This is a genomic window from Sulfurimonas lithotrophica (assembly GCF_009258225.1).
GTDB classification, from domain to species: Bacteria; Campylobacterota; Campylobacteria; order Campylobacterales; family Sulfurimonadaceae; genus Sulfurimonas; species Sulfurimonas lithotrophica.
In genome coordinates, this window is the sequence record NZ_CP043617.1 from 871,294 (window position 1) to 889,452 (window position 18,159).

An 18,159-nucleotide genomic window follows, 5' to 3' on the forward strand; every position below is an offset into this window, starting at 1 on the left:
AATGCATTATGATTGGGATGAAAAACCGGAATTAAATATCACGCCTTTAGTAGATATTATGCTTGTTCTTTTAGCTATTCTTATGGTAATCGCTCCCAACATAGTTTATGAAGAAAACATCAAATTACCTCAGGGTTCTACTTCTAAACAACTAGAAAAGATACCGCCTGTTCATATCTCAATAAAAAAAGATTTGACACTAAAAGTAAATAAAGATACTTTTGATTTGAATTCTTTTGAAGATAATTTTTATAAGTACTCAAGAAAGCTTGACTTAAAAGCTACAGTTTTAATCAGTGCTGATAAAAGCTTAGACTACGGTGTTGTTATGGGTGTATTAGGTGCTGTCAAGCAATCAGGTTTTACGGAAGTTTCCCTAGCTACAAATGGTTAAAGACAATAATTATTACTTTTACCTTAGTGGATTTATCTCACTATCTTTATTCTTCTTAGTTACTGCAACTTTTATATATATGTTGTTTCGTGATGTAAAAATAAAATCTTATGCATTAGATAAAAAAGAGTTTATATCTGTATCATTAAATACGGTTGTATCAATACCTAAAAAAAATAATTTACCAAATACTATAGAAGAGGATATAACCGTACCTATTCAAAAAGAAGAAAATATAAATATTGATGATCTTTTTAGTGATGTATCAACCAAAGAGATAACAAAAAGAAAGACTAAATCTAAACAAATAGACTCAAAAAGATATAATGAAATAGCAAAAAAAGTTAAGAAATCCAAAAAAAAAGATGTTGAGTCGATAAGCGAAAAAGTAAAATCTATAGAATCCAACGAATTGGCAAAACAATCAGATATAAGTTCTTCAGATTCATCAGCCGATGAAGTTAATGAATATTTAGCTAAAATTCAAGCTACAATTTATAATCATTTTAATCCACCTCAAAATACTCAAGGAAAATCTGCTGAAGTTGTTATTGAATTGAGTTCGATTGGTAAAATGTTGGATTTTAGGGTCTTGACTTACTCAGATAATGAGAGCTTTAATGATGAATTAAAAAAAATCAAAAAAAGATTACAAAGTGTAATCTTTCCCAAAAATCCTAATAATGAAAATTATAGATTGAGAACAATAATTATCTCTAAGGAGTAGATTTGAAAATATTATTTTCTATATTAATATCCGTAACATTTTTATTTGCAAGTGACGCAACTATTGAAGTTATAAAAAAAGTTGACTCTTTACCGGCATTAGCAGTTGAAGATTCTTCTGTCCACAATGATGAAACTTTTAAACTTAGATTTTTTAAGGCTTTAATAGCTGACTTGAATGTTTTATCCCTATTTAACGTCGATAGACATCATGTTCTTTCGGATTATGATACTGATACGGTAGATGTAAGAAATAAAGATATGGAGTATGTTTTAAAATATAAAATAGAACCGCAGGATGTAGGTTTTGTTTTAGAAATGAAAATAATAAGTAAAAACGAGATAGTTTTATCTAAAAAATATAAAATAAATGATTCAAATAAATATATGTTTGTAGCTCATACAATTGCATATGAAATTAACGAATTTATGGAGCAACCATCAATTGAGTGGATGAAGAAAAAAGTTATTTTTTCTCGTATAGTAGGTCCAAAGCGTAGTGAAATAGTTATTGCAGACTATACTTTGGCTTATCAACATATAGTTGTAAAAGGCGGTTTTAATCTGTTTCCAAAATGGTCTTCACAAAAACAAAACGGATTTTATTATACATCATTAAATGAACAAAAACCAACTCTAAAGTATGTTGATACCAGAGACGGAAGTGTAAGAGATATTATTTCTTCTGAAGGAATGATGACTTGTTCAGATGTTAATTTAGATGGTTCAAAACTTCTTTTAACAATGGCTCCAAAAGGTCAACCTGACATTTATATGTATGATGTTGCAAGCAAAATTTCTAAAAAGTTAACAAATTTTAGAGGTATAGACGTAGGAGCACAATTCAAAGAAAACAATAAAATAGTTTTCATCTCAAACAGATTAGGTTATCCAAATGTTTTTTCTAAAAATATTGATACCGGAGATATAGAGCAGATGGTATATTACGGAAAAAACAATTCTGCTTGTACTGCCAATGGAGAGTATGTAATATATAAGGCACGCGAGAGTTCAAACGCATTTTCAAAAAATACTTTTAATCTTCATATGATATCTACTAAAACAGATTTTATTAGACGCTTGACTGCTAGTGGAGTAAACGAGTTTCCTAGATTTTCAAAAGATTCGGATGCGGTTTTATTTATTAAAAATTATAAAAATCAAAGTTCAATAGGTATTATCAGATTAAATCATAATAAAAATTATCTTTTTCCATTAAAATATGGTAAATTACAAGCTATGGATTGGTAAATAATAAATTATTAATATTTTTTTGGTACAATCTTGACATTCAAACTACATAAAAGGTAAAAGTAAATGAAAAAAGCAATTCTATCTGGTGCTATACTAGCACTTATATTAAGTGGTTGTAGTGATTCCCCTAAACCTCAGGTTGATGAGAGTACAGAAGAAGTTAAGCAAGTAAAAGAAGTTGCACCTGTTGAAACAGAGACCGTATCGGCAGAAAACGGTAATGTAATTAATGAAGATGTTACAAGTTCGGCGGACAGCAATGAGATGAATATGGCTTCACTAGAGAGTGAATTGGTATCAGCTTATTTTGCATTTGATAAATATGATATTACTTCTGAAACAAGAGAAAATATATCTGCTAATGCTTCAGTTGCAAATGGTAATGCAAGTGCTTTTATGATTAAACTAGAAGGTAATTGTGATGAGTGGGGTAGTGATGAATATAACTTTGCATTAGGACTTAAACGTGCAGATGCAGTTAAAAAAGCATTAGTTTCAGAAGGTGTAGATGCTAACCGTATTACTATGGTAAGTTATGGTGAATCCAATCCTGTTTGTAATGATAAAACAAGAGAGTGTTGGGCTAAAAATCGCCGCGTAGATTATAAACTTCTACCATAACATCAATATATGAAAGATAGATTATTAGTATTATTTTTAACTTCTTTTCTATTTAATTTTGTTCTTTATGCAGATGAACCGTCTGCATTTGGAGCAGGTGACTTAAATAACCCTTCCCCATATGGACTTACTCAAGAAGAAGAAATCCTTCTTCAGAATAAAAAAAATCTTAAAAAAATAACCGTAAAAAGTAATGACCAGTCTAATGAACTTGAATCTCTAAGAGATAGGATAGACGGCTTACAAGGTATTATTGAGAGTTTAAGTAGAAAAGCGCATAAAAATAATTTAGAATTAAAAAATTTAGATCAGCAAAATAATGAAAGACTAATTAGTTCAAGTGAATTTGAAAAACGTCTTTTAGAAGTATCTACTTCAAATGCAGAATTAATTAAAAAAAATGAAGCAGAAATAAAAAGTTTGAAACTTATAATTAGTGAGTTAAGCGCATTGATTGATAATATAAATAAAAATTACGTATCAAAAGATGAATTTAATTCGTTGGTAAATGATGTAAATTCGTTTAAACAACTTGTTGCAAAAGAACTCAAAGGTTCTATGCAAAAGCAAGCTTCTTCATATAGTTCTAAAAGTAATGCAGAAGTAGCAAAAGAAGCTAGAGAACACTATGATAAAAAGCGTTATACTGAAGCTATAGATATGTACACGTATTTAATAGAAAAAAACTATAAGCCTGCTCGTGCACATTATATGATTGGTGAAATGAAATATTATAGAAAAGATTATTCCGAAGCAATCGCATATTTTAAAAAAAGTGCAAAGCTTTACTCTAAAGCCAATTATATGCCGACACTTATGTTACATACTGCTTTTTCTATGAAATATAATAACGATAATAAAAATGCAAAATCTTTCTTTGAAGCAATTGTAAAAAAATATCCAAACACAAAATTTTCTGATGAAGCAAATAAACAGCTTGAATTAATGAAGTAGTAAGAAAAAGATGTTAAAATCGCAAAACTATATATAAAGGTTTAATAATATGGCAATTGAAGCAAATCAAATCGTATCGTTAGAGTATGAAGTACGTGATGGAGATAAATTAGTTGATGGGAACGTAGGTGGTGCACCGCTAGTATTTATGTTCGGTAAAGGTCAAATTATTCCGGGACTTGAAAACGGAATTAAAGATATGGCAATCGGTGAAAAAGGCGATGTACTTGTAAAAGCTGCAGATGCGTATGGTGAATATAATGCTGAAGCTAAACAAGAAGTGCCAAAAGAGCAATTTGCAGGTATTGAACTCGAAGTTGGAATGACTTTATACGGTCAAGGTGAAGACGGCGGTACCGTTCAAGTAGTTGTAAATGAAATTGGTACAGATAGTGTAATTATAGATTTTAATCACCCACTAGCTGGAAAAGATTTAATGTTTAGTGTAACTATAAACAACGTACGTGATGCTTCTGCTGAAGAAGCTATGACCGGGATACCGGCTGAGAACAAACAAGAAGATGATTGTTGTGGTACAGGTGGCGGCTCTGGCTGTGGATGCAACTAATTTTGTAACTGCTTGTGCATCCAGTGCACAAGCATATAAAACTGCTACTCTCTTAAAAACTTTAAATGTTAATGCTCTTATTAGCGGTGAAGTAGGTGTAGGGAAAAAAACACTTGCAAGATATATTCTTAATGAAGCTCCTATGTTTGACGGTAAGGAGTATGAAGATATATTGGCAACACTTCAAAGTACAAGTGAAATAATTATAATTAATTTAGAGAATATACCTAATATAAAAATAGTTTTAGATATTATTGTAGAAAAATCAATAAGATTGATAGCAACTGCAAAAAGCTCTTTTTATAGTGAGTATATAGATGAAGTATGTAGTATTAAGTTTGATATACCACCGTTAAGCCAAAGACCGGAAGATGTAAATGAATTAATTAAAATATATGCACAGGAAGCCTCAAAATTATTTAATACTTCCAGTGAAATTAAAATTGATAATTTTAAACCTGATTTGTCTTCAAATTCGAATTCTCTAAAGAGACAAATTATGATAAATTCGCTTTTTGCTGATATAAGTGATTCTGAACTTATGGATATTATGCAGAGTTATTTGAGTGATAAATTGGGTTCAAATAATGACTATAGAAATTTTTTACATCTTTATGAAGTACCATTGATTCGTGCAGGCTTAGATAAATTTAAATCGCAACTTCAACTTGCGGACAAACTTGGATTAAATAGAAATACATTAAGAAAAAAGATATCAGATAACAAAGATTATTTAAAGGAAAATGAATGAAAAAAATAGCAATGATTTTTGCAGGGCAAGGATCTCAAGCAGTAGGCATGGGTAAAGACTTTTATGAAAATTCGGAGTTAGCTCGTGAAATGTTTGATAAAGCAGGTGAGAGAATAGGTGTTGACTTTAAAGAGTTAATGTTTGAAGAAAATGATAAACTCTCACAAACTGCATATACTCAGCCTGCAATTTTACTTGTTCAAATGATTGCATATAAATTATTCAAGCAAGAATGCCCTGATGTAAAAGCGGAACTTTTTTTAGGGCACTCATTAGGTGAATTTTCAGCTTTATGTGCATCCGGTGCTATTGATTATGTAGATGCTGTTGAGCTTGTTCATAAACGTGGAGCATATATGCAAGGTGCATGTGAAGAGATAGAAGCCGGTATGATGGCTATTGTCGGTTTAGATGATGCATCGGTAGAGAAAATATGTGCAGATGCACAGGCTGAGGGTAAAAAAGTATGGCCGGCAAATTACAATCAAGACGGTCAGTTAGTTGTAGCAGGTATGAAAGCAGATTTAGTATCTTTAGAAGATACTTTTAAAGAAGCCGGTGCTAAGAGAGCATTACTATTAAATATGTCTGTAGCATCTCACTGTGAGTTATTATCACCTGCTCAAGAGCCTTTAGCGTCTCTTATGTCAAATATGGTTAATGATAGTTTTGAAGCACCAATCGTATCAAATGTTACGACTAAAAAATATGCCTCAAAAGATGAAGCTGTATCTTTATTAAAAGACCAGTTAATCAAACCTGTAAAATATAAACAATCTATAGAGACTATTGCATCTGAAGTAGATATGGCTATTGAATTTGGTCAAGGTGTGGTATTAAAAGGACTTAACCGTAGAATCGCAAAAGATATGAATACTCTAAATATATCTGATATGGCTTCTCTAGCTAAGGTTAAAGAGGAAGTTTGCAGTTAAATGAGGGTAACCCTAGCTCAAGTATCTCCTAAGTTAAATAGAAGTAATTTAGATGATATTATCACTATTGTTAAAGAATTTAAAAATGATAGTGACATAATAGTTTTTCCCGAGTTATCTCTAAACGGTTATCTTCTGCAAGATAAACTATATGAAGATGCCTGGGATATAAATGAGTTAGACAATTTAAAAGAGTTAAGTAAAAATATAGACATAGTTGTAGGCGCAGCCATGAGAGATGGTGATGCTTTTAGAAATGCAGGACTCTATTTCTCAAAAGCTGAACTCTTATCACAGCATGATAAAGTTCATCTTCCAAACTACGGTATGTTTGAAGAAGCACGTTACTTTAAAGCCGGAAATATTTTTGAGAGTTTTCAATCTACTTTTGGAAAAACATCTATGATAGTTTGCGAGGATATGTGGCATGAAGATGTACATCGTGATCTACAAAAAGAAAACCCTGATTATATAATAGCTTTAGTTGCATCTCCGGCACGTGGATTTTCAGATGATGGTTTAGCAATACAAGATAAATGGTACGATATTTTGAAAAAAGTATCCCTAGAGTGTAATGCTAAAGTTATATTTGTAAATCGTGTAGGTTTTGAAGACGGACTTGGGTTTTGGGGCGGTTCTTGCATCGTTAACAATAATGGAAAGATAATTGAAAAACTTCCGCTTTTTAAAGAAAAAATAAAAACATTTAATATATAGGGAAATAGATATGCAAAAAATAGCAATTATGGGTGCTATGCCTGAAGAGGTAGCTCCGATTTTAGAAAAACTAGGCTCGTATAAAACTACGGAGTATGCAGGAAATAAATATTATGAAGCTTCATATAAAGGTATAGAAGTTGTTGTAGCATACTCAAAAATAGGTAAAGTATTTTCAACTTTAACTGCTACGACAATGATTGAGCATTTTGGGTGTGACAGACTTCTTTTTTCAGGTGTAGCAGGTGCTGTGTCACCTGAGCTTAAAGTCGGAGATTTGGTTGTAGCTACAAAGTTATCTCAACATGATTTAGATATTACAGCTTTTGGACATCCCTATGGGTTTGTACCTGAGGGTGCTGTTTTTGTTGAAGCTGATAAAGATATGATAGAGCTCTCAAAAAAAGTAGCTTCAAAAATGGGTAAAAGTGTTAAAGAGGGGATTATTGCTACAGGTGATCAGTTTGTTGCAAATGAAGAGCGAAAAAACTGGATTTTAGAGACTTTTGACGCCAGTGCATTAGAGATGGAAGGTGGATCTGTCGCCGTTGTTTGTAATGCTTTAAACGTACCGTTTTTTATACTTCGTTCAATTAGTGATGCTGCAGATATGGATGCCAGTTTTTCTTTTGATGAGTTCTTAGAATCAAGTGCAATAATATCTGCCGAGTTTGTTATGAATATGGTCGATGAAATCATTAAAAACTAAAGAATATAAATGTCAAAATCGATAGTACCTTCTAAAAAAATTATGTCAAAACTAGGTAAAACTAATGCCGAGTTTGAGCTAATAGAAGAGGGTGATAAGATACTTGTAGGTCTTAGTGGCGGAAAAGACTCACTTACGATGATTCATGCTATGAAAGAGCAACAGCGTCGTGCTCCTTTTAAATTTGAGTTTATTGCAGTTACTATATCTTACGGTATGGGTGAGAACTATGATGAACTTGCCCGGCATTGTAAGGAATATGATATACCATATGAGATAGTGGATACCCAGACTTATGAATTGGCAAAAGACAAGATACGTAAAAATTCATCTTTTTGCAGTTTTTTTTCACGTATGAGACGCGGTTATCTTTACACGGCTGCATTGGAGCGTGGATGCAATAAGGTTGCACTTGGTCATCATATGGATGATGCCGCAGAAAGCTTTTTTATGAACTTTATTTATAATGGTCAGATGAGGAGTTTGGCACCTAAATATAAGGCTGAGAATTCTCTTATTATAATTCGTCCTCTTATACAGATGCGTGAGCGACAGTTACGTGCATTTGTAGATGACAATGAGTTAAATGCAATTGGTGATGAAGCTTGTCCTGCAATGAGGTTTGATGTTAAAATGCCGCATGCCAGAGCAAGTACTAAAGAGATGCTAAGGGATATGGAAAAAGAATATCCTCAGCTTTTTACATCTTTAAATGCAGCTTTTAAAAATATATCATATGATAGTTTTTTTGATAAAGAAAAATTTTCTATTTAGTATTGCTAAATTTTGAAGTTATTCCTTCTTCTGATTTTTCAATTTGTTCTTGTTTTGATTGAAGTGTCTCATCTTTTAAATTTTGTAAAAAATCGAGTATTCTTGTTTGATAAGCAAGAGTTTCTTCATCTTCTGTTAAAAGACAGATGGGTCTTAATGCGTCAACATCAATTTTTTTGGCATATCTAGGTACTATTTTTAATTCTTTTTGAATATTAGATATTAAAGTATCTATATTAAGCCCATTGTCATCATATACTTTTTTAACTAACTCTTTAGTTGTAAGTACTAGTAAGTTGGCCCTATTTTCATCTTCATACAACTTAAGAGCGTATTCTTTAATTAAGTTATATGCTTCTGCTTCATCATAGACAGTATTTTCAAAAGAAGCTACTATAAGGGCAAAAATTTTTGCACGAAATTCCAATGAACCATGGTGATGAACAAAAATTTCACGGAATGCACTAAAAAAGCGATGCTTAATATTTGATGTATTTGCCATATTTATCTTAACCTAATTTTCAAATTTTACGGGAATTTCAAAATGAAACGTACTCCCTTGACCTTGTTTAGATTCAAATCCGATTTTACCATTTAAAAGCTCTATAATAGATAAAGAAATAAATAAACCCAAACCTGTCCTTGTATCTTCAAAATTTACATTAGATTTATCTCTTATAAAAGGTTTGAAAATATTTTCCTTTTTTGAATCAGGGATACCTATACCGTTATCATCTACATATACCTTTAATAATGAATTTTGAGTATCAAAAACTACTTCAAGTTTTACAGAACCTTCTTTTTCTGTAAACTTTATTGCATTAGTTAAAAGATTTGATATCACTTGAGATAATCTATTTTCATCAGTATCTATGAATTTTGGTAGATTTTTACCGAACTTAATTGAAAAGCGAAGAGATTTTTCTTTTGCTTTTAAACGAAATAGTTCAAAATTTTGCGATAAAAATTCCATAAGATTTATTTTTGTAATATTTATCGAAAAAGTTCCGTTTTGTATACTAGATATATCTGATACGTCTTTTATAATGTTATCTATATTTTTAGCACTATTATGAATCAGTTTTAAATATTGTTCTCTATTATTTGCGTCATATGAGTTTTTCAGTAAAGACTCTGAAAGTTTCAAAACTGCTTTTAGAGGGATTTGCATTTCACTAACCATATGTGATAAAAACTGATCTTTAGAGCTACCATTATCCATATATGCACTTTTTTATTTTTGATATTATAACAAAAATACTTTTAGCTATAGTATTCTTATGGTATTATACGCTATAAATTTTAGATGAGAGATTAAATGTTAATTGAAGAAGATTATGAAAAATTGAAGTTAAGCTTTATAGACTCACAAAGACTATTTGATAAATTAAATCGTGTTGCCGATCAAGCTGAAGAATTGGAGTATGATGAGAGTGGTATGTATGCTGAAGAGGAAGAGACGCTGCAACGCCATTGGTTAAAGTTAAGTGCAAAAATAGTTGATGCATTAAGCGATGCATTAAATGAATATACAATTGAACTGAAAGATATGATATCGTTAGAGAGTAGAGAATTAAATCTAAATCTTATCAAAGCTGAAAATGTTAGTGAAATAAAAGTTGATTATAGTGAAGACGGTGCAATTAGCATCTCTCAAGTTAGTTAGGAGATATTTATGGGTAGAGCGTTTGAATATAGAAAGGCATCAAAGTTAAAAAGATGGGGAGCAATGTCAAAACTGTTTCCAAAACTGGGTAAAGTTATTACAATGGCAGCAAAAGAGGGTGGTGGTGATCCTGATTTAAATCCTAAACTGCGTACGGCTATTTTAAATGCAAAAGCTGAAAATATGCCAAAAGACAATATTGAAGCTGCAATAAAAAGAGCTACTGAAAAAAATGCTGCGGACATGACTGAAGTTACTTTTGAAGGTAAAGCTCCTCATGGTGTACTTATTTTTATAGAGTGTGCTACAGATAACAATACACGAACAGTCGCTAATGTAAAAAGTATATTAAATAAAAATGGCGGAGAGATGCTGACAAACGGTTCACTTGAATTTATGTTTGATAGAAAAGCACTTTTTGAATTTGACTTAAAAGAGGAAATGGATCCGGAAGAGTTAGAGTTAGAACTTATAGATGCAGGACTTGAAGAGATTGAAGTTGAAGAAGGTGAAGTACTGGTTACGGCTGATTATACAAGTTTTGGAACTTTAAATGAAGCTTTAGAAGGTATGGGTGTTGAGATTAAAAAAGCGACATTGGAGCGTATGGCAAATTCACCTGTTAATATAACTGATGAGCAACAAGCTGATATAGATAAAATTTTAGAGCGTTTAGAGGATGATGAAGACGTTCAAAAGGTATTTACAAATATCGCTTAAATGTATTATATAGATAAAATATATACAGATACTTTAGAAGTAAAGCAATCAAAGTTTATTACCTACCTCACACCTTATGCAGAGTTTGAAAAAACTCTTGCAATCTTAAAAGAAGAACATCCTAAAGCAAGACATTTTGTTAGTGCATCTAGATACTTGAATGAGTATAATCAAATAGTAGAAGCTTCAAGTGATGACGGTGAACCAAAAGGAACATCGGGAAAGCCATCTTTAATGGTCTTACAAGGTGCTGATATGATAAATACAGGTGTGATCATTGTAAGATACTTTGGTGGTACAAAACTTGGTACGGGTGGTTTGGTTCGTGCGTATAGCGATGCTGTGAACTTGGTACTTAATGAGTCTCAGTTTTTAGAATATAAAGATGAAATAGTGAAAAATATTAGTTTCTTATACAGCAATGTAGGGAAAGTAGAACATCTATGTATGGAATGTAATATTGATATACTTGATAAAGTTTTTGATACAGATGTAAAATATAAAATAAAATCAACTAAAGAGAATTTAGAAACGTTTATTAAAAAAGCAGATAGACTTATATCTTTATAAGTTTTATCTACCTTGAACAGCATTACCCATATCCCACATAGGCATAAATATACCAAGTGCAAGTAAGATAACCATACTAGCAATCATTAAAAGCATAATAGGTTCAATTGCCGATGATAAATTATCTATAATAGCGTCAAAACGCATTTTATAGTAGTCTGCTACTTTTTGCATCATTTTATCTAAAGCACCACCGTCTTCACCTGCTTTAACCATTTGTATAATCATACTCTCAAAAAGTTTTGTCTCAGCCAAACCGTCATTTAACATAGCACCTTTTTCAACGGAGATTCTAACTTGTTTTAATTTTGATTTTAAAGGTAAGTTATCAATCATGTCTATAGATGTGTCAAGTGCTTCAGCTATTGGGATACCTGCACGTACAAGTTCAGAAAAAACCAGTGTAAATCTATTTAGTGTAGCATACTTAATAATATTTTTTATCAGGTATGTTTTTAATAATAGTTCATGCCAGCCATACCTTATATGTTTGTAGTTATTTATAAGATAGTTGAGTGTAAAAAAGGTTAATATTAGTATGGCCAAAACATAAGGACCGTAATTGTTAAAGAGATGCTCAAGTGTTAATAAAATTTGTGTAGGTAAAGGTAGTTCGGCATTTAACTCTTCAAATATAGCTTTAAATTGTGGTACAACATATGATATCAGTACCGTAAATGCTACAGCCATAGCTATCATAACATTTCTTGGGTATGCCATTGCTTTTTTAAATTTTATGACGTTTGCTCTTATTTCTTCTAGCATATCAGCCAGTGAATTTAGAGCTTCATCTAAATTACCTGTTTTTTCACCGAGTTTTACCATAGCTATTGTAAGGTTTCCAAGCTCAAACCTGAAATTCTCCATAGCTTTAGATAATGAGTTACCGGCATTTATATCATCAGCTAATTTTTCTAGTACGTATGCTAAATTTTGATCAGCCGTAGAAACGGCTACTTCACTTATAGAATCGTGAATAGATATACCGGCATTTGTCATAACTGCCATTTGTCTAATTGCAGCTATTAAAGCATCGGGTTTTACTTTTCGTTTTTTCACATTTTGCAGTAATTCATTTTTTATACGCTTAAACTTTAACTCCAAAGGTTCGGTAGATTCTTCAACTTTTATTAAAAGTCCGGAGTATTTTATTTTTGCTATGTCAGTAGCTTCTTTTCTATCTCTTGCATAGAAACCAAAAATCTGTTTTTTACCTTTAGTAAGCATTGTTGCTTGAAAATAATCCATTATTTAGCCACCCTTAATACTTCTCCAAGACTTGTTATTCCATCAAGTGCTTTTTGAATACCGTTTTCAAATATACCGATAAAACCGTCTTCTACAGCTTGCTTTGTCATATCATCCTTTGAAGCACCTTTAGCTATTAATGATGATAGCTCTTCACTGATATTTAAAACTTCACAAATCATTTCACGTCCTGAAAATCCAGTCTCATTACACTCTTTACATCCTGTTCCAGTATAAAATACTGCATCTTCAGGAATGTACTCATGTAATTCTTCTAATGTTGAAGCAGAAATTTCTTCTTCTGTTTTACAGTTTGTACATATCTTTCTAACAAGTCTCTGTGCTTGTATGGCAACAAGTGCACCTGAAATGAGATAGTGTTGTATACCCATATCTGCCATACGCGGTATTGCAGATATTGAATCATTTGTATGAAGTGTAGATATAACAAGGTGACCTGTTAATGCAGCTTTAATAGCAATTTCAAGTGTTTCTTGATCACGAATCTCACCAATCATGATTTTATCCGGATCTTGACGTAAGATGGAACGCAAAGCATCTGCAAAACCTAAACCTACTTTAGGATTAACTTGAACTTGTTGTATAAGATTCATTCTATACTCAACAGGATCTTCAACCGTAATAACTTTGTCTGCAGGATCTTTTAGCTCATTAAGTGCACCGTAAAGAGTTGTTGTTTTACCGCTTCCCGTAGGACCGGTTACTAATATTATTCCATAAGGAGCAGAGAGACCTTTTAAGAGTTTGTGATAACTCTCAGAATCCATTCCGGCTTCTTCAAGTTTTACAAGTGCTTTTTGTTTATCAAGGATACGCATAACTATTGATTCACCGTAAAGTGTCGGAAGGGTAGATATACGAAAATCATATTCTAAACTTCCAACTTCAGTTGAAAAACGACCGTCCTGAGGTTTTCTCTTTTCAGCTATATCGAGATTGGCAAGTAGTTTCAAACGTGATGTCAAAGGTGCAAATATATCTTTTGGAAAAATAAAAATTTCAGATAATTTACCGTCTATACGTCCGCGAACAGAACAGTTACGTTCACTAGGTTCTATATGTATATCACTTGCACGACCTTTAATACAAGCATTAAGAATTACGTCTATCAGTAGTAAAATAGATGAAGCTTCTTGTTGTTCTTCTATGGAACTTATTGAGTTTAGCTCATCTCTAACTTTTTTTACTAGAACTTTTTCTTTATCTTTTAGTTCAACTTTAAACAGATTATTTTGTATCTGTTTTTTTACTGCAACTTTGAGTTTAACCGGTTTTCTTGGAAAAAGTCTTTGAAGAGATTCTTTAGCTTCTATATCTAGTGGGTCGTTAATAGCAATATATACATTTAAATCATCTGAGTATATTGGTAGGGCATGATATTTTTGCAATTGATGCAGTGGAATTTTATTTGTTAAATCATGATCTATATCTATATCGTCTAAATCTATAAATTCAAGATTAAGACCTTCTGATAATTTTTTTAGTACAATATCTTCTCTGATATAATCATATCCTTCGATTATGGATAAGTCATATACTCCTTTTCTGATTTTATCTACTATAAAACGAACAAGCCTGTCCATAGTCATAAAACCTGATTGTGTAATGTGCTTTAATACAAGCATGGAGTTGACATCTTTTGCTTTGAGTCTGTCAACTTGGCCTTTCATTATAAGACCACTATCAAGTAAATCTTCTGTTATCCTATCCATCTGAAAATACCCCGTTACCAATAAACATGGCGTTGAATTGATATTGTATCAAAATACTCTTCAATTACCATTTTACTTAGTTGCTCATCGTTTATAACATATAATTTATAAGAAACTCTTGGATTCTTTTTATCTGTAAAAATATATAATGTTCTAGCTTCGTGTTCTCCTAGTTCAGAATATAAGTCAAACACTTTTGATAATATATAATCGGTTGAGGGAAGTTTTAACTTAGATAAATTATATCCATCAACTAAAGAGTGGTATAGAAGTTTTTTTTGCATTAAAATAACTGAAAAATAAGCAGAATTTGATCTTGATTCACGAGAAAACTTTAAAAGAGATATTGGAATAGATAAGCGATCTATATAATCAGATTTTAAACAGCTAAAGGCATATAAAGATATAAATTCTTCATCCCTTATATTTTTATCTAACCATTTATGACCTAAAGTACAAGCATCTTCATATTTTTCATTTTGATAATAATTAAATATATCATCTTTAATATCTGCAAATAATAAAGTTGATAAAAGGATTAAAAAAATTATTTTCATCTAAACTTTCCTGATTTTATATCTTCTAACAATACTTTCGCATTACCTGAATGGGAATGTCTGATGTATTTTTTTAAGGTTTTAATTGCTAAATCTTTTTTATTCAATTTAACCAATGATTTTGCAAAAATAATCCAGCTTTGCTCAATTTCGTTATTTATTTCATTTGTAATAAGGGCATAGTTATAGGCTTTTTCATAATCACCGAGTTTATAATATTTTTTAGCAACAAAAAGACTTAGTGCCGGGTTGTTATTTTTTTTGAATCTTTTAATAACGTCTTGAATATCGTTTTGAGTTTCTCTTTTAGATATTGTAATTTTAGGTTTTTTTGCAAAAGTTTCACTTTCCTGCGTATCTTGGTCTTGGTAAGTTTGTATAGTTTTCTCTTCTTTGACTGTATCTTCCGAAATATTTTTAGATATCTCTTCAGAAATATTATTATAAGATTTAGTTTGTACATCATTATACGAATTTACAGAATCTGTTTTAAGCTTTTTCATAAAGTCTAAAGATGGAGACAGAATCAGTTTTTCATCTTTAGAATCTTTTATTTCATTGAGAGGTTTTGTTGACGTTTTTTTATTTATTTTTTGTTCAGTGTCTTTTTTTATATCAATAGTTTCTTCTTCTATGTTTTGTTCAGAAGAAACTTTAGTACTTTGTTTTTGTTTACTTATATTATATTCTTTTTTTGAAATCGTTAAAGGAGAAATTGATTTAAAATCATTTATAAATATTAGTGTAATTATTAATATTGCAAAAAATATTATAACAACAACATATGGTAGAAAAAACTTAATTTTATATTTAAACCATTTTTGTTCAAGTTCATGTATATTATGCATCAATTAATCCTGTATGAATCGCCGACATCTCAATGATTTTATTTGATATTTTATCCATGCTTATTTTTGAGGAATTATGCTTATAATAATGTTCATATATCTCAAAAACAGAATAAAGTAGTTTGTTTGTATCTCTATAATTACCATTAGTTAATTTATATATTAACTTTATAGATTTATTTGTAAACATGTTGGCACTGTCAAAACAGTTGGCTTTCATAAGCTTTTTTTGAATATATATTTTCGATTCAGCCATAGAAGCGTTTTTAAGTTCAACAGACTCCCAAATTCTAGTTTGAAAATGCTCTTTTGCGATTAAATCTTCAGTCTGTGTTTTGTGTAAGGCAATAACAAACTTTAATTTTCTGGTATCGGATAAAAGCCTTATCTTTTCCATTAAAGAATCTGAATAAAGTTGTGCTTCATCAAGCAAAATTAAAGGAACTTCTTGAGTTTCTTTTGTTTGTATAATTTTCATAATCTGAGTGAAATTTAATTCTTTATTCTCACTAAAACCATATAAATCATGAGCTAAAACTCTATAAAATTCACTTTCATCAATAATAGGAGTCATATAATAATGAACCTCTTGATTTTTAGATAAATCTTGATGCAACTTTGATAAAAACATACTTTTACCGGTACCTGGTTTACCGTAAAGTAAAATCATTTTAAGCGGTTTTTTTACCGAATTCTTTAAAGATTGATAAATTGTAGATACACGATCTAACTGTACGTAATCTTTAGGGTTTACAGCATCTATAAAAACATCTTTGGAGTTAGTATAAATGCTAGATTTCATTTTTTTCTTTTTCTGAAGATTTAGAACTGTTTTCTAAATCTTTAGATTTTGAATTTTTCCCGTTTTTTATAAAATCTTCAGATATACCCGTATAACCTAAATCAGATAAAGATAAATCGTTATTTGATTTTTTAATAATATGTGTTTCAATTACAATTACTAATTCTTCTACTTGTTTAGAGTTCGCTTCATATCTAAAAAGATAAGATAAACCTGGTATGTCACCTAAAATTGGAACTTTACTTGAATCTTGAACATTTTTACTATTAATAAGACCGCCTAAAATAATCCTATTACCGTTTTTAACGGTAACTACCGAAGATAGTTGACGTCTACTTAAATCAGGAGGCATAATTCTATCAGAAGAAGTACTTTGACTTATATCATCTCTTGTCTCAGATAAAGACGGGTTTATTTTAAGCGTTATTGTATCATTATCTGATATCTCCGGAGTTATATTTAATAATACACCGGCAAATACAGATTCTATTGACTCGTTTTGAGTTGTAGCTGCTACACCGCCACCACTTCCTTGCTGATTTGTAGAAGATTTAATTTTGTAAAAATATTCTGTTCCTGCCGTTATTAAAGCAGGTTGATTATTGAGTGTTAAAACTTTAGGATTTGAGATTGAGTTTACATCACCTTGAGTTTGTAAAAATTTAATAACTTCTTGTAAACTTCCTTCTGCCTGAATAGTAAACATCTGACCAACTTCTCTGAGATTATTACCATATGGTGTTCCTTCAGTTATTAAGTTTTCTTCATAAGTAGAAACATTTTGCCAGTCTCTTCTATCTAAACCTAAATTGATGTTTTGAAGTTTATACAGTTGTGACCAGTCAACACCCGTAGTTTTTCCTTCACTCATGGTTACAGATAAAAGCTGAACATCTATAAGTACTTGAAGTTGAACTTTTTCTTGAAGCTTTTTTAGATATTTTTCCAATCTTCTCATCTGTTTAACGGTAGCCGTTACTGTAATTAATCCTGCATTTTTATTGATTATAGGAAAAGCTGCTTCATATTTGTCTTCAGGACGATTAAGAACTTGTTGAAGTTCTAAATCAAGTTGATGCCAAAATTTAACTTCATCGTTGCTTTCAATTTTTATACCAGATTGTGTTGTAGAACTATTACCTTGTGCTGAAGTTGAATTATTTGAAGTCGAATTAGCTGAAGAACCACTTTGGGAACTTGATGAACTTAAAGTTATATCAGTGCTCCCTGTTGCTTTTCTTTGAGATAATATATAATCTATAGCAAAAACCTTTGTAGTTAAGTAAGATATTTTTAAAAGATTGTTTTCTAAAGTGTAAGATAGGTTGTTCTCAATTAATATAATATTTAAAACTTCTTCAATGGTAAGATTTTTTAAATGAGTTTTATTTAATGGTGTATTAAGAAATTCTTGGGCATGCGGATCTGTTACTATTACGCTAAATTCACATTGATCACTTAATTGATCGATAAAATCAATTATTTTAGTGTCTTTTGTAGAGCTGACGCTGAAAAGTTCATATGAACAATCAGCATTAATCTGTGTAGATAATAGTAACGCTAGTAGTGCTCTGGATATATATTTTTTTATTGTTTTCATTTTCAAACCTAC

Annotated in this window: 22 protein-coding genes; 14 read left to right on the forward strand and 8 right to left on the reverse strand. The window is 30.8% G+C overall.

Annotation, left to right across the window (positions count from 1 at the left end):
* Window position 1 precedes the first annotated feature (1 nt).
* From FJR48_RS04375 to FJR48_RS04425, 11 genes are all read left to right on the forward strand, one after another.
* Entirely contained in the window at window positions 2-394 is a 393-nt protein-coding gene (locus FJR48_RS04375; protein WP_152306942.1) for an ExbD/TolR family protein, read from the forward strand.
* Complete coding sequence (locus FJR48_RS04380) at window positions 387-1,121, forward strand: TonB C-terminal domain-containing protein (protein ID WP_152306943.1); 735 nt, start codon at window positions 387-389, stop codon at window positions 1,119-1,121. Before FJR48_RS04375 ends, FJR48_RS04380 begins: the two co-directional genes overlap by 8 nt.
* Window positions 1,122-1,123: 2 nt before the next feature.
* On the forward strand, window positions 1,124-2,371 hold the full coding sequence (gene tolB / locus FJR48_RS04385) for a Tol-Pal system protein TolB (protein WP_152306944.1): 1,248 nt from the start codon (window positions 1,124-1,126) through the stop codon (window positions 2,369-2,371).
* Window positions 2,372-2,437: 66 nt separating this feature from the next.
* Window positions 2,438-2,995 (forward strand): OmpA family protein, encoded by a 558-nt coding sequence (locus FJR48_RS04390; RefSeq protein ID WP_152306945.1) that lies wholly within the window; start codon window positions 2,438-2,440, stop codon window positions 2,993-2,995.
* Window positions 2,996-3,004: 9 nt separating this feature from the next.
* Window positions 3,005-3,949, forward strand: coding sequence for a tetratricopeptide repeat protein (locus tag FJR48_RS04395; RefSeq protein ID WP_152306946.1), 945 nt, complete (start codon window positions 3,005-3,007; stop codon window positions 3,947-3,949).
* 49 nt (window positions 3,950-3,998) lie between these two features.
* On the forward strand, window positions 3,999-4,517 hold the full coding sequence (locus FJR48_RS04400) for an FKBP-type peptidyl-prolyl cis-trans isomerase (RefSeq protein WP_152306947.1): 519 nt from the start codon (window positions 3,999-4,001) through the stop codon (window positions 4,515-4,517).
* Window positions 4,504-5,268: a DNA-binding transcriptional response regulator gene (locus FJR48_RS04405; RefSeq protein WP_152308380.1), complete on the forward strand. Its 765-nt coding sequence runs from the start codon at window positions 4,504-4,506 to the stop codon at window positions 5,266-5,268. The genes FJR48_RS04400 and FJR48_RS04405 overlap by 14 nt, the downstream gene beginning before the upstream one ends.
* Complete coding sequence (fabD, locus tag FJR48_RS04410) at window positions 5,265-6,203, forward strand: ACP S-malonyltransferase (RefSeq protein WP_152306948.1); 939 nt, start codon at window positions 5,265-5,267, stop codon at window positions 6,201-6,203. Before FJR48_RS04405 ends, fabD begins: the two co-directional genes overlap by 4 nt.
* Window positions 6,204-6,920, forward strand: a complete 717-nt coding sequence (locus FJR48_RS04415) for a nitrilase-related carbon-nitrogen hydrolase (RefSeq protein WP_152306949.1) — start codon at window positions 6,204-6,206, stop codon at window positions 6,918-6,920.
* A 10-nt stretch (window positions 6,921-6,930) separates the two neighbouring features.
* Window positions 6,931-7,629 carry a 5'-methylthioadenosine/adenosylhomocysteine nucleosidase gene (locus FJR48_RS04420; protein WP_152306950.1) on the forward strand — a complete coding sequence of 233 codons (699 nt, stop codon included), beginning with the start codon at window positions 6,931-6,933 and terminating at the stop codon, window positions 7,627-7,629.
* A 9-nt stretch (window positions 7,630-7,638) separates the two neighbouring features.
* A complete protein-coding gene (locus FJR48_RS04425) occupies window positions 7,639-8,403 on the forward strand; it encodes a tRNA 2-thiocytidine biosynthesis TtcA family protein (protein ID WP_152306951.1) in 765 nt (254 codons plus the stop codon).
* Here FJR48_RS04425 and FJR48_RS04430 read toward each other — a convergent pair.
* Together FJR48_RS04430 and FJR48_RS04435 are read right to left on the reverse strand one after the other, a co-directional pair.
* A complete protein-coding gene (locus tag FJR48_RS04430; RefSeq protein WP_152306952.1) occupies window positions 8,396-8,905 on the reverse strand; it encodes a hypothetical protein in 510 nt (169 codons plus the stop codon). The genes FJR48_RS04425 and FJR48_RS04430 overlap by 8 nt on opposite strands.
* A 12-nt stretch (window positions 8,906-8,917) precedes the next feature.
* Window positions 8,918-9,625, reverse strand: coding sequence for a sensor histidine kinase (locus tag FJR48_RS04435; RefSeq protein WP_152306953.1), 708 nt, complete (start codon window positions 9,623-9,625; stop codon window positions 8,918-8,920).
* 96 nt (window positions 9,626-9,721) lie between these two features.
* On the opposite strand from FJR48_RS04435, the gene FJR48_RS04440 reads away from it, so the two are divergent.
* The 3 genes from FJR48_RS04440 to FJR48_RS04450 are packed head-to-tail and all read left to right on the forward strand — an operon-like array spanning window position 9,722 to window position 11,359.
* Window positions 9,722-10,069, forward strand: coding sequence for a hypothetical protein (locus tag FJR48_RS04440; protein WP_152306954.1), 348 nt, complete (start codon window positions 9,722-9,724; stop codon window positions 10,067-10,069).
* Between the two features lie 9 nt (window positions 10,070-10,078).
* Complete coding sequence (locus FJR48_RS04445) at window positions 10,079-10,789, forward strand: YebC/PmpR family DNA-binding transcriptional regulator (RefSeq protein ID WP_152306955.1); 711 nt, start codon at window positions 10,079-10,081, stop codon at window positions 10,787-10,789.
* Window positions 10,790-11,359 carry a YigZ family protein gene (locus FJR48_RS04450; RefSeq protein ID WP_152306956.1) on the forward strand — a complete coding sequence of 190 codons (570 nt, stop codon included), beginning with the start codon at window positions 10,790-10,792 and terminating at the stop codon, window positions 11,357-11,359.
* A 3-nt stretch (window positions 11,360-11,362) separates the two neighbouring features.
* On the opposite strand, the gene FJR48_RS04455 is transcribed toward FJR48_RS04450, so the two are convergent.
* From FJR48_RS04455 to mshL, 6 genes are read right to left on the reverse strand one after another with little or no spacing between them, the layout of a single operon-like run.
* Window positions 11,363-12,607: a type II secretion system F family protein gene (locus tag FJR48_RS04455; protein WP_152306957.1), complete on the reverse strand. Its 1,245-nt coding sequence runs from the start codon at window positions 12,605-12,607 to the stop codon at window positions 11,363-11,365.
* The gene (locus FJR48_RS04460; protein ID WP_152306958.1) at window positions 12,607-14,340 is read right to left on the reverse strand and encodes a GspE/PulE family protein; all 1,734 of its coding nucleotides are present in this window, start codon (window positions 14,338-14,340) and stop codon (window positions 12,607-12,609) included. The genes FJR48_RS04455 and FJR48_RS04460 overlap by 1 nt, the downstream gene beginning before the upstream one ends.
* A 14-nt stretch (window positions 14,341-14,354) precedes the next feature.
* The gene (locus FJR48_RS04465; protein ID WP_152306959.1) at window positions 14,355-14,897 is read right to left on the reverse strand and encodes a hypothetical protein; all 543 of its coding nucleotides are present in this window, start codon (window positions 14,895-14,897) and stop codon (window positions 14,355-14,357) included.
* Window positions 14,894-15,745 (reverse strand): CDC27 family protein, encoded by an 852-nt coding sequence (locus FJR48_RS04470; protein WP_152306960.1) that lies wholly within the window; start codon window positions 15,743-15,745, stop codon window positions 14,894-14,896. The genes FJR48_RS04465 and FJR48_RS04470 overlap by 4 nt, the downstream gene beginning before the upstream one ends.
* Window positions 15,738-16,547, reverse strand: a complete 810-nt coding sequence (locus FJR48_RS04475) for an ATP-binding protein (RefSeq protein WP_152306961.1) — start codon at window positions 16,545-16,547, stop codon at window positions 15,738-15,740. Before FJR48_RS04475 ends, FJR48_RS04470 begins: the two co-directional genes overlap by 8 nt.
* Complete coding sequence (mshL, locus tag FJR48_RS04480) at window positions 16,537-18,147, reverse strand: pilus (MSHA type) biogenesis protein MshL (protein ID WP_152306962.1); 1,611 nt, start codon at window positions 18,145-18,147, stop codon at window positions 16,537-16,539. Before mshL ends, FJR48_RS04475 begins: the two co-directional genes overlap by 11 nt.
* Window positions 18,148-18,159 lie beyond the last annotated feature (12 nt).

Coding starts and splice junctions, on each gene's coding strand:
- FJR48_RS04400 (WP_152306947.1), top strand. CDS start 3,999: ATGGCAATTGAAGCAAATCAAATCGTATCGTTAGAGTATGAAGTACGT.
- FJR48_RS04395 (WP_152306946.1), top strand. CDS start 3,005: ATGAAAGATAGATTATTAGTATTATTTTTAACTTCTTTTCTATTTAAT.
- fabD (WP_152306948.1), top strand. CDS start 5,265: ATGAAAAAAATAGCAATGATTTTTGCAGGGCAAGGATCTCAAGCAGTA.
- FJR48_RS04475 (WP_152306961.1), bottom strand. CDS start 16,547: ATGAAATCTAGCATTTATACTAACTCCAAAGATGTTTTTATAGATGCT.
- FJR48_RS04375 (WP_152306942.1), top strand. CDS start 2: ATGCATTATGATTGGGATGAAAAACCGGAATTAAATATCACGCCTTTA.
- FJR48_RS04380 (WP_152306943.1), top strand. CDS start 387: ATGGTTAAAGACAATAATTATTACTTTTACCTTAGTGGATTTATCTCA.
- FJR48_RS04455 (WP_152306957.1), bottom strand. CDS start 12,607: ATGGATTATTTTCAAGCAACAATGCTTACTAAAGGTAAAAAACAGATT.
- FJR48_RS04420 (WP_152306950.1), top strand. CDS start 6,931: ATGCAAAAAATAGCAATTATGGGTGCTATGCCTGAAGAGGTAGCTCCG.
- FJR48_RS04435 (WP_152306953.1), bottom strand. CDS start 9,625: ATGGATAATGGTAGCTCTAAAGATCAGTTTTTATCACATATGGTTAGT.
- FJR48_RS04430 (WP_152306952.1), bottom strand. CDS start 8,905: ATGGCAAATACATCAAATATTAAGCATCGCTTTTTTAGTGCATTCCGT.
- FJR48_RS04445 (WP_152306955.1), top strand. CDS start 10,079: ATGGGTAGAGCGTTTGAATATAGAAAGGCATCAAAGTTAAAAAGATGG.
- mshL (WP_152306962.1), bottom strand. CDS start 18,147: ATGAAAACAATAAAAAAATATATATCCAGAGCACTACTAGCGTTACTA.
- FJR48_RS04470 (WP_152306960.1), bottom strand. CDS start 15,745: ATGCATAATATACATGAACTTGAACAAAAATGGTTTAAATATAAAATT.
- FJR48_RS04460 (WP_152306958.1), bottom strand. CDS start 14,340: ATGGATAGGATAACAGAAGATTTACTTGATAGTGGTCTTATAATGAAA.
- FJR48_RS04440 (WP_152306954.1), top strand. CDS start 9,722: ATGTTAATTGAAGAAGATTATGAAAAATTGAAGTTAAGCTTTATAGAC.
- FJR48_RS04390 (WP_152306945.1), top strand. CDS start 2,438: ATGAAAAAAGCAATTCTATCTGGTGCTATACTAGCACTTATATTAAGT.
- FJR48_RS04450 (WP_152306956.1), top strand. CDS start 10,790: ATGTATTATATAGATAAAATATATACAGATACTTTAGAAGTAAAGCAA.
- FJR48_RS04415 (WP_152306949.1), top strand. CDS start 6,204: ATGAGGGTAACCCTAGCTCAAGTATCTCCTAAGTTAAATAGAAGTAAT.
- FJR48_RS04425 (WP_152306951.1), top strand. CDS start 7,639: ATGTCAAAATCGATAGTACCTTCTAAAAAAATTATGTCAAAACTAGGT.
- FJR48_RS04465 (WP_152306959.1), bottom strand. CDS start 14,897: ATGAAAATAATTTTTTTAATCCTTTTATCAACTTTATTATTTGCAGAT.